Origin of the sequence: Pseudomonas sp. SC3(2021) (genome assembly GCF_019856535.1) — a bacterium.
Lineage (GTDB): Bacteria > Pseudomonadota > Gammaproteobacteria > Pseudomonadales > Pseudomonadaceae > Aquipseudomonas > Aquipseudomonas monsensis.
Map to the genome: position 1 here is coordinate 1037991 of NZ_CP082236.1, position 11910 is coordinate 1049900.

4 protein-coding genes are annotated in these 11910 nt (G+C 60.4%); 3 read left to right on the plus strand and 1 reads right to left on the minus strand.

Annotated elements, in window-relative coordinates; all coding sequences use genetic code 11:
- Positions 1-355 precede the first annotated feature (355 nt).
- Positions 356-2668, minus strand: a complete 2313-nt coding sequence (locus tag K5Y35_RS04670) for a YgiQ family radical SAM protein (protein ID WP_123470930.1) — start codon at positions 2666-2668, stop codon at positions 356-358.
- A 208-nt stretch (positions 2669-2876) separates the two neighbouring features.
- Between K5Y35_RS04670 and K5Y35_RS04675 the strand changes: the two genes are divergently transcribed.
- From K5Y35_RS04675 to K5Y35_RS04685, 3 genes are all read left to right on the plus strand, one after another.
- Complete coding sequence (locus K5Y35_RS04675) at positions 2877-5444, plus strand: hypothetical protein (RefSeq protein WP_222833779.1); 2568 nt, start codon at positions 2877-2879, stop codon at positions 5442-5444.
- Between the two features lie 33 nt (positions 5445-5477).
- Positions 5478-8051, plus strand: a complete 2574-nt coding sequence (locus K5Y35_RS04680; protein WP_261991237.1) for a hypothetical protein — start codon at positions 5478-5480, stop codon at positions 8049-8051.
- Between the two features lie 90 nt (positions 8052-8141).
- Complete coding sequence (locus tag K5Y35_RS04685) at positions 8142-11873, plus strand: NEL-type E3 ubiquitin ligase domain-containing protein (RefSeq protein WP_261991238.1); 3732 nt, start codon at positions 8142-8144, stop codon at positions 11871-11873.
- The last annotated feature ends 37 nt before the right edge of the window (positions 11874-11910 follow it).

Genomic DNA, 11910 nt, shown 5'->3' on the forward strand with positions numbered 1-11910 from the left:
GTCCCTGGCTCTTTCCCAGAGAGAGCGGACTGACCGAGTTGATCATGCGAGCTACACCGACCTGAAACTCCGAGCCGAACTTCGATTTTGAAAAGCACACAGATCGGCTCCCTTCCTTGGCCCTTTCCCGGAGGGAGAGGCAACTGACCGAGTTGATCATGCGAGCTACACCGACCTGAAACTCCGAGCCGAACTTCGATTTTGAAAAGCACACAGATCGGCTCCCTTCCCCCTCGCCCCCCATGGGGGAGAGGGTTGGGGTGAGGGGGATGGATCTTGCAGCCAACATAAATCCAATCCCGGAAACGCAAAACGCCAACCCGAAGGTTGGCGTTCTGTTCAGCTCAAGTGTTGCTTAGCGCGGGACGACCGGCTTGCGCGCCGGTTTCGGTCCTTTACCCTTGGCCGCGTCCTTACGCTCCTTGGCCGCCTGCTGGTTGCGGGCGAATGCCGCCGCCTTGGCCTGCTCACGCTTGTCCCACGGATTACCACCATCACTGGCACGCGGCGGCAGGCCGTTGTGCTGGGTGAGGATCTTGGTGGTCTTCTCTTTGCCTTCTTTCGCCACTTTATGGCTGCCGGCCGGCGTCGAGTTCTTGCGACGGGCGCTCTGGTAGCTGTCGGTAGACGGCTGGTGCATCGGAATCAATTGGTCCTTGCCCGAACCGATCAGATCAGCGCGGCCCATGCGAATCAGCGCTTCACGCAGCATCGGCCAGCCTTTCGGGTCGTGATAACGCAAGAACGCCTTGTGCAGACGACGCTGCTCTTCGCTCTTGACGATGGTCACGCCGTCGCTCTTGTAGGTGACCTTGCGCAGCGGGTTCTTGCCCGAGTGGTACATCGCGGTGGCGGTGGCCATCGGCGACGGGTAGAACGCCTGCACCTGGTCGGCACGGAAACCGTTGCCCTTGAGCCACAGCGCCAGGTTCATCATGTCTTCGTCGGTGGTGCCCGGGTGGGCGGCGATGAAGTACGGAATCAGGTACTGCTCTTTGCCCGCTTCCTTGGTGTACTTCTCGAACATGCGCTTGAACTTGTCATAGCTGCCGATGCCCGGTTTCATCATCTGGTTGAGCGGACCTTCCTCGGTGTGTTCCGGGGCGATCTTCAGGTAGCCGCCGACGTGGTGGGTCACCAGTTCCTTGACGTACTCCGGCGACTCGACCGCGAGGTCGTAACGCAGGCCGGAAGCGATCAGGATCTTCTTCACGCCCGGCAAGGCACGGGCGCTGCGGTACAGCTGAATCAGCGACGAGTGGTCGGTGTTCAGGTTCGGGCAGATGCCCGGGAACACGCAGGACGGCTTGCGGCACGCGGATTCGATTTCCGGCGTTTTACAGGCGATGCGGTACATGTTCGCGGTCGGGCCGCCGAGGTCGGAAATGACCCCGGTGAAGCCTGGCACCTTGTCGCGGATCTCTTCGATTTCGCGAATGATCGACTCTTCGGAACGGTTCTGGATGATCCGGCCTTCGTGCTCGGTGATCGAGCAGAAGGTGCAGCCGCCGAAGCAGCCACGCATGATGTTCACCGAGAAACGGATCATGTCGTAGGCCGGGATCTTTTCCTTGCCGTACGCCGGGTGCGGAACCCGGGCGTAAGGCATGCCGAACACGTAGTCCATTTCTTCAGTGGTCATCGGAATCGGCGGCGGGTTGAACCAGACGTCGATCTCGCCATGCTTCTGCACCAGCGCACGGGCGTTGCCCGGGTTGGTTTCCAGGTGCAGCACGCGGTTGGCGTGGGCGTACAGCACCGGGTCGTTACGCACCTTTTCCATCGACGGCAGGCGGATCACGGTCTTGTCGCGGGTCATCTTCGGGCTGGCCAGGATCTGCACGACCTTGGCTTCCTCGGGATCATCCACCGGGCCTTTTTCTTGCTCGATGGCGCAGGCCTGGGTGTCCTGGGTGTTCACGTACGGGTTGATGATCTTGTCGATCTTGCCCGGACGGTCGATACGCGTGGAGTCGACTTCGTACCAGCCTTGCGGCGTGTCACGACGGATGAACGCGGTGCCACGCACATCGGTGATGTCTTCGATCTTGTGACCGTAGGACAGACGCTGGGCCACTTCGACAATGGCGCGCTCGGCGTTGCCGTACAGCAGAATGTCGGCGCTGGCGTCGATCAGGATCGAGTTACGCACGCGGTCCTGCCAGTAGTCATAGTGCGCGATGCGGCGCAGCGAAGCTTCGATGCCGCCGAGCACGATCGGTACGTGCTTGTAGGCCTCTTTGCAGCGCTGGCTGTAAACCAGGCTCGCGCGATCCGGACGCTTGCCGGCCATGCCGCCCGGCGTATAGGCGTCGTCGGAGCGGATTTTCTTGTCCGCGGTGTAGCGGTTGATCATCGAGTCCATGTTGCCGGCCGCCACCCCGAAGAACAGGTTGGGCTCGCCAAGCTTCATGAAGTCGTCTTTGGACTGCCAGTTCGGCTGCGCAATGATCCCGACGCGGAAGCCCTGGGACTCCAGCAGCCGGCCGATGATCGCCATGCCGAACGACGGGTGATCGACGTAGGCATCACCGGTAACAATGATGATGTCGCACGAATCCCAGCCAAGCTGATCCATCTCCTCCCTGCTCATTGGCAGGAATGGCGCTGGTCCGAAACATTCGGCCCAATATTTTGGATAGTCAAATAACGGCTTGGCTGCTTGCATGTCGACGACCGGTGTTGAGATGAAAAATCGCGGGCGCGGAATATAGCACAAATTTTGACCAATTCCGACGGCAATGGTCGGTTTCTCTTTGAGCCGATACCTTGCCGGTCTCGCCCCCCCTGCGGCGCCAAAACCGGCCACACAACCTGACTCCCCATCGGCCAGCCATTATCGGCAGCCGATGTGACAACCCTTCAAGGATGAAGAAATGTCACCGAAACCACCCATCAGGGGCACGGCAATTGTCGATGTCCATCCACGTCCCGGCGCAGTCGTCAGCGGGCAAGCGCCGCGCACGCGAGTATCCAGCGCCGGTGCGCGCCCCCCTGCCCGGTATACACCGGACAGCCCTGATCTGGATGCCATCCGCCGCGTGCCTGCGGTCACAATCACGGCGGCGTCCTCCTCGCCTGTCAGTCACCGTCCTGAAATGCGATCGCTGGAAGATTACTGGCAGAGCGCCGATATCCGCTTGCCGCCTGCCGATGACCAGGGATTACGGACGTTCAAGGGGCGCGACTACGTCGACCTGTCAGACGACCGCGTGGCGCTGGTGAAGAAGGATCCGGACACGGGACTCTACCGGGCCCGCTTGCCCAGTGAGCTCAGCCCCTCCGGCCCCGTGTTGATACGCGATGCACAGAGCCGGCTGTGGCATCCGCTCGATGATGCCAGACCGGCCACTTTTCTCCTGTCTGACGCACGCCTCGAAGCCTTTCGTACGGCGCTCGATTTCAGCGGTATCGAACCCGGGACGGATCGTCTGTACCGATTCAACGGCAAGCTGTATGCAGTCATCGCAGAACACGCGTATCAGGTGCTGCATGATCTGGATGCTTCCTCACCGAGGTCGGCGGTCATGCGCATCGTTCATCCCGCAGACCCCGTGGCCCGGGACCACGGCAATATTTACATCGGGACACGCCCGGGGCGCTCGGAGCCGATCGTTTTCGATGCGCGGCATGGCTGGGTCGCCGCCCAGGTGGGCGGTACCAGCGGGATGCGCAGACGGGGGCAAACGTCCGCCGCCAGCCATTCAGCCGATCTGGCCTTGGAGCTGCGGTTGATGGATCTGGAATTAGAGCAGGCGATCACCATGACCGATCAGTTGGGATACCGATGGCTGGCAGCCAAAGACAAGCAGAACGAGCGAAACATCCTGGTGCAACTGGAAGACCAGCACCGACGAGAACTGGGAATACTGGAAAAAACCGTCAGTCTGCACCTCGAACAAAAGGAGGCCGTCGTCGCCATCAAGGGCCGTGAGGCCTACAAAAACAAACTGATCACGCTGCGCAAGGGACAGATCCTGTCCTGCAACCAGTTGATGATCGCCAACGATTCACGCAAGTTGCTCGACGGTCCGATCTTCGGCGGCCCCGACACCGAATACCGCGCAGTCGCCACACATCTGGCGGACAAGCTGGTAGTCATGAAACAGCGTGAGCATTTTGCCGAGGAACTGTTGCACAAGTGGCGCCTGTCCGAAGAGGAGTTGAAGGCGGCGGCGTACGACCCGATAGAAATTCATGAAATCGTCGCCTTCTGGGTCTATGCCGAAAGTCGCACGCTGCCCGATGCCGCAACCTCCCTGGCCAGCCATGACTTCAATGCCAAGTACCTGGCGTATTCGTTCGGCCAGGTAACGTTCTCCTACCGGGCACTCAAGGGCATGCCGGAAGAAACCCGCGTTGCGGTGCTGAGCAGCCTGTTCGACCAATGCACGGCCATTCGCGCCGCGTTCGAACACATGCCGTTGCCGCCCGGCGCCGAGCCTGCCCGTTCACACGCAAAGATCGTCGAGGCGGTCCAGGCTTTCGAAACCACACTTGAAGAAAGCCTGAACCGTTATCACCGGCAATTGCTGAAGACGTCGATGCTGCCGGCGCACGAACAGCCCATCGACTTCGACTTCATCCCGCCCCAGGACCGCAGCGCACCGCCCGCCAGCCTCCGACGGGTTTTCCGCGCCAGGCACCAAGGGGTCGACAAGATCAAGGTCGGGCGCCCGCGCCGCTCCGAGACCGGTGTGGAAGTGATTGATGTCATGAGCCCCGTGGACGCCGCTCAGGTCATGCACACCTACGCACTGCAAGAGGGCCAGTGGCGCCCGATCGTGCCTCTGCAGGCCACGCCTCTGCCAGCGCTCAGGGCACAGGCCGGGCAGCAACTGCAACGCACCCAATCCTGGCTCGACCGGGCCTGGCAGGATGAACGGGAAAAACGCAATGCCACCAATATCGTCGAGTTTCTCGGCAGCAAGGCGGACGCTTGCGATCACCTCGCCAGACAGATCGACACCGCTCCCGATCGCACCGACGCCGACACCGCCACCTTCGTCCAGCGTCTGCAGCAGGACAGCCTCCGCCTGCGCAGCGAAGGCGAACACATCCGGATTCGCCTGTACAAAGACAAGGCGTTTCTCAGCGCCGACCGACTGGCCTACTTGATCGCCAAGGAACAGATCAGCGTGGTGCAGACCCAGCCACGCACGGTCTCCGGCAAGGGCTCGGATAAACACTTTCTCGACGTTTATTCGCTCAACGACAGAAGCACCGGCGACCCCCTCTGGCACGCGCACTTTCACTACGACCGCATGAACAGCCCGAAGCAGGGCTTCACCGCACGCGGCGGCCACCTCAAAACCCTCGAGCAGAGCCGCCAGGGCATTAGCTCGCAACGCAGGGACGCCCGAAGCGGACACGAGCATGCCCCCATCTGGCGCGAAAGCATTGATGGCAAAACTGCACAGAAAATATTCGAACTGGCGACATGAGCCACTCACAGCACACTTTTCAAGGATGAAACCATGGTGATCAAACCACCCACCCGCCTCAATGTAGCGGTCGACGTTCACCCTCCGGCCCGGCCTCCGAGTACGCCCCCCCCTTCACACCACATCGACGCAGGCCGGGTCAATTCGACACGCCGCACAGTGCCATCGCGGTCCGAGACGGGCGACATCAATGCGGACGCGATAATGCCCACGCGGGCGCCTTCGGTGACGCTCAACGAGTCGCCCCTCAGTACCCAGCCGACAACACCGCAGTCGATCGAGGGTTACAGCATGCCAGCCATCCCCGCGCTGCCGGATGCCAACAGCGATGGTTTCAGGGTGCACAGGGGACGGCGCTACGTCGATCTGGCCAACAGCCGTGTCACGCTGGTTGCGAGAGATCCGGACACGGGACTGTTCAGAGCCCGACTGCCCAGCGAGCTGATCGCTTCCGGCCCGCTGCTTCTGCGCGATCCCGTCAGCCGGCTCTGGCACCCGCACACGCCACTCGACGCGGACAGCTTGCCGCTGACCGATACGCGTCTGGCTGCCTTTCGCACGGACCTGGACTTCAGGACTGCCGCCGCCGATGTCGACGGTCTGTTCAGTCACGCAGGCAAACGCTACGTGGTCATCCGTGGCCATGCTTATCAGGCATTGCAGGATCTCGATGCCTCCACGCCCGAACGGGCGGTCTGGCGCATCGTCAAACCGGCTGACCCCGTGGCCACCGACACCGCCAATACCTATAACGCCAGTCGCGCCGGGGCAACCCTGGCAGTCACCCGAAACGAGCGAAACGAATGGCTGGCAATCAACACCGGTCTCAAGGGCGGCATGCCACGCCATCCGGCGTTCAAACCGATACGGGACGAACTGATGCAGCGCTACCAGCCCATTCATAACGCGCACAAGGCCATTGAAAGGTCATCGCAACAATACGATGCCCTGCATGAGCAGGTGCGGCTGCAACCCGAAGGCAGTACCGAAAGAACCGAGGCCCTGATCAAGCTTGAAGTGCACATGCTCAAACTCCTCAAAATGCAGGCGGACTTCGTGCAGTCGCTGATCGATAACAGGGAATGGCTCAAGCATTTGAAAGCCAGCGGGCAATATAAGCGGGAATTGCGAACGTTCCAGAAGGAACGGGTGGAGAACCTGAACCGGCTCATGGTGATCATGGACATGCGAGTCAAACCTCTCGCCTTGGCCGTGTCCGTAAGCACTTACCGGAGAGTCATTACCCATCTGAACAAGAAGCTCAAGCTGCTCGAAGACCGTCAGGCCTTGATGGAACACATCAAGAAATCCGACCCCAGCTCAGTGTCTGACCTGGATGAATTGAACAACAAGCTCCCCGGCGTCGATCAGATCAAATTCAACCAGTTGACGCTTTACCTGCGCCTGCTGACGGATGACTCTCCAAATCCGCCCAGTCCGGGCATGGAATCGTTACGGGCGATCGACCTGTTCACCGAAAGTCTGAAGAGCATTCCCGAGCACCAGCAACCGTTGGCGTTGTTATTGGCCCTCGATCAGCTAAAGAACGAGAAAGGCCGATTCGCAGCGTTAATGACGCTGGAGAGTCCGGAAAAGGTCGGCTACATCAAAGAAATCATTACGCTGATCGAGCAATACGAAAGCAAAATCGAAAGTCGCCTGACCAGGATCTATGACAGTTTTGAGCGCAACACCGAGCTTCCGCATCTCGATCAGGAGATCGATTTCGACTTTGTTCCGCCGCAGTCGAATACCTCGTCAGCCGTTCCGGCGCCGCCCAGGAAAATGTTCCGTACCCGCCAACACGGCACTTACAAGGTACTGGTGGGAGAAACGGAAATCGCTACCGATGGTAATGTCACGCTCAAGGTGCCCGACCCGTTCCGCCCCGACAGCCCGCCGCAGCGCTACGAAAAACACCAGGGCGAATGGTTGCCGGTGCGCCCGCACATTGTCGACACACCTCGGCCCGAACGCCTCAGCGAAGCCCGTCGCCTGCTGGCCGGCGTCGCCGGACACTTGGCCGAAGCAAAATCCAGGGAAGCCAGAAAAACCAACCCGACGGATATTCTCGAGTATCTGGGCGCCGAGGCCGATCGCCTCAACGATCAGGCAAGATTGTTGGAAAACCATCAACAGGCCGTCGATGACAGCGAAACTGCCGGGCTGGTCGCACGCTTGCGCAGCGCTGGCGACTCACTGACCGAAGAAGGACAAAACGTTCTGGTGCGCATGTACAAAAACAGAGCCGTGCTGGATGTCATGCGCCTGAATTATCTGCTCGACCATGGCGAACTCGATGTGGTCCGTAAGGTGTCTCGCAAACCGATGGGCAAAGGCGCGAAAAAAACATTTCTCGACGTTTATTCGATCAATGATCGCTCTGACGCCATGCCGTTATGGGAAGCCCATTTCCACTACGAGGCCCACGACAGCCATGCGCTGAATTTCACGGTCAAGGGCGGGCATCTGAAAACCCTTGAGCAGGCCGGACGCGGCACGTTGTCCCAGCGCAGGGATGAACAGGCCGGTTTACCGCACGTGGCCATCTGGCGTGAAACCTTCGATGGCAAAACCGCACAAAAAATATTCAACCTGGCGGCTTAAGACCGCCGGACAAACCTCAAGGCAATGACGCCGAATGCCTCACGGCTCCCGTTCGCGAGGGTCGAGGGGCAACCCTGCAAGGATGAAAATATGAAGATTCGCCCCCCCGTCAGAGGCACCACCACTGTCGACATCCATTCCCCTGCGACCTCCCCCGCACAGGCCCCCTCGTCGTCGCTCGACAGACCGGGCCGGATCGATGTCTGGGCGCCAACCACGACGCTGGCGCGGTACCACCCCGAGCCTGGTAGAGCACGACCCGACGTCAATCCCGATGCGATTGCGCCAGCCCCTCCATTGACCGTTCATGAGCTGCCGACGGCTGCAACCCTGCCCTCGCCCCGTGCGCAAACAGCCATCGAGTCCTACTGGATCGCCACTGGCGCACGCTTGCCGGAGGCTGACGCACAAGGTTTTCGTACACTCAAGGGACGCCCATATGTCGATGTGCCGGACGGCGGCATCGTGCAGATCGGCATCGATCCGTTGACCGGTCTGTACCGCGCCAGACTGCACAGCGAACTGACCCCTTCCGGCCCGGTGCTGGTGCGTGATGCCGACAGCGCGCTCTGGCATCCGCGCCCGGACCTTGAGTCGATCATCTTCACACTGTCCGAGACCCGCCTTGAAGCCTTCCGGACAACGCTGGACTTCGCCCACGTCGAAGTCGATGGCGACGGCCTGATCCGTCACGAGGACAAACTCTACGTGGTGATCCACGAACGCACCTATCAGGTCTTGCATGATCAGGAGGCGTCGTCGCCCCACGCGGCGGTGATGCGCATCATCCGGACGCAGGATCCGGTGGCCCGTGACCCGGACAACGTGTATATCGCCACTCGTCCCGGCCGATCGGAAGCCATCGTGTTCGACCCCCGGGATGGCTGGGTGGGCGTCAACGTCGCGGGAACGGGCGGAATGCGCCGTGGCGAACCGGAACGGCCGGTGCGCCAAAGTCTGGCCGAGCGCTTGGCCGCTTTCGTCAATCGCCCGAAAAGGCTGGAGCCTCGCGTGCGCAAACTGTTCCCCTCCTTTGACGATCAACAGGTTGCGACCTGGCTCCAGTGGTTTGGCGACACCGCCAGCGCCGCGCTGACTCGCAAGGAAGCTGAATACAAAACCCTGAAAAAGGATTTGCTTGCCTGGATCGAAAGCGGCGCACAGACCTCCTCAGCTTCAGAGGTCAAGGCGAAGCTGATCGCCGATGAGATCAAACGCTGCTGGCGTCACGAGACCGCAGCGCGGCTGATATTGTCCGCCGAAGGCATATCCCTGCCGGTACTGAGCGCGGATTTCAGTCACGTGCGCGTGTTAACGCTTTCGGGCGTCAACGGGTCGGCTGCCGCCGAGACTTTTCTGTCCGGTTTTTCCGACCTGCGCAGCTTGTCCATCAAGCATTCCAGCCTTGAAAAACTACCGGCTCCGGTGGCGGACATGCGCAAGCTGACACGGCTGGACTTGAGTTCGAACCACATAGAACTGGATCAGCAAGACGCTGCAAGGCTGGCCGGCCTGAACCAGTTGATTGCGCTCGACCTTTCCCATAATCCTTTGAACAACACACCGGACTTCAGTGGCATGACCGGATTGAATTCGCTGGATCTCAGTCACACCGGAATCACTCACTGGCCGACAGGCCTGGAGGAGATGAGCGCATTGACAGACCTGAATCTGAGCCACAACGCGCTTCGGGAAGTGCCACAGGCCTTCATTAATCCGGCCGCAGAACGCCTGGCGTCAGTGGCGCGTATCAACTCGGTCACACACCTGGCGGGTAACGACTTCCCTCCGGGCTACTGGAGAGAATTCGACAGTTACTGGCGGCGACTGAACAGAGAACATCCCGAGCTGATCAAGACGACGCGCCCGACAGCCTTTGATACCGAAGATTCAGGGGTTCAGCGCTATCGGCGCTTGTATCCGGGCAAAAGCATCAAGGCCTGTCGGGACTTCATCTGGAGCCTTGAACAGGACGCCGCAGGCATCCGGCTCAATAACCTCGAACAGGAGTTCAGCATGCTGAAAGGCCAGCTCGATGCCTGGGTGTTTTCCGGCGGTGGCATCCGTCAGCGCTATATTCGGGCGAATCAATTGCAGATCAACGCGCAAAACCGTAACGACCGGACCGAGGCGAGCAATCGGATACTCGCTTGCTGGCGGCGTGAAACACCCCAGAAACTGGCCAACGACCAAACGCCGATCGGCCTCGAGCTGGACCTCAGCGGTCTGAACCTGCCCAGCCTGCCGGACATTGATGTGGACTTCAGTCATGTCGGTTCGCTGAAACTGAGCAACATGAGCCTGAGCACGTCGCCCGAAGGTTTTCTGACCCGTTTTCGCCATGTGCGCTGGCTGGACCTTTCGCGCAATCAACTGCGTGAACTACCGCCCGCCGTTGGCGAAATGCACGGTCTGACCCGTCTGTTTTTGCAGGACAACCAGATTGCCCTGACCGCCGAGAGCGCCCAGGTTCTGGCCGGACGCAGCACACTGCGCGCCCTGTGGCTGAACGACAACCCTCATTTGGCTATCACCCCGGACTTCAGCCAGATCCTCGATATGCGCTCGCTCAATCTGGCGAGCACTGGCATCGACGCATTCCCCACGGGACTTGTCGACCAGCCCTTGCTCGACACCGTCAATCTGCGTCACAACCGGATCACGGAGATTCACGACGCGGTCATCGCACCACCGGACGAGCGCCTGGCGCACACCGCACGGGTCAACAACGTCACCGACATTGGCAGAAATCCGTTATCTGCGGAAACCCTTACACGCCTCAACCGTTACAACGAACGCCTGATAGAAGCCGAGACACCGTTGACCGGCCGCAACAATCTGATCGACTCCGCCCGCGGACGGGGCCCGGCCGTCGTTCGGGCCATGGCTGATGACCCGATGGCACGCTGGACCGCCGGCCTGTCCGCCGACGAGGTGTCCGCCAGGAGAACTCAATGGCAGACCCTGCGTGATCAGCAAGGTTCGGACGGTTTGTTCGATACCCTTGAACGCTTGCTGCAAGATCCCGCCGGCCACCAGGCACTGCAGCAAAGGGTCTGGAAGGTGATTGATAGCATCACCGAAAACAGTCCGGAGTCCGAACGCTTGCGCAGGGAGCTTTTCTCTCGGGCGGGCGAAGCGACCTGCTGTGACCGGGCGGCCTTCACATTTGCCAATCTTGAAGTGCGGACAATGATGTACAACGCGCGGACCCAGGCCCGTGACCAGGCACAAGGCCCGGAGCTGTCAGCGCTTTCCAAAGCGTTGTTCCGCCTGCACGAGGTGGACAAAATCGCATCGGCGGACATCGCACGGCGTGAAGCGGCCATCAGCGAAACGCGAGGAACCCAGGCAGGCGCGGCCCATGTACAGGAAGAGGTCGAAATCCGGCTCGCCTACCGCCACGGCCTGAAAGATCGCCTGCAACTGCCGGGACAACCCGAGCGGATGGGCTTTGCACAGTTGGCCAATGTGTCAAAGGCCCAATTGGATGCCGCCTACGAAAAGGTCATTGCGCTGGATAATTCTCCAGAAGAATTTCAGGCGTTGATCTCGCGGGAGTTCTGGCAGGAATTCGTCACACACAAGTACCGGTCGCAGTTCGAATCCCAGCGTCAGCCGTTCCAGGATCGTCAGTCGACGCTCGACGACGCACATAACGCGAAGACACTGGCGTTTGCCGACTATGACGAGCAGTCAAGGGCACTGCAGGCTTCACTGGCAATCGAGGAAGCGGCGCTGGTCGAGACGCTGACCCGGCAAGAGCTGAGTGAGCAGGCTGTCCGCAGCACGGACGAACAGGCAACCCGCGAAGCTGAATGACACTGAGAGAGACCGTTGGCCGAATGATGTCGGCCGA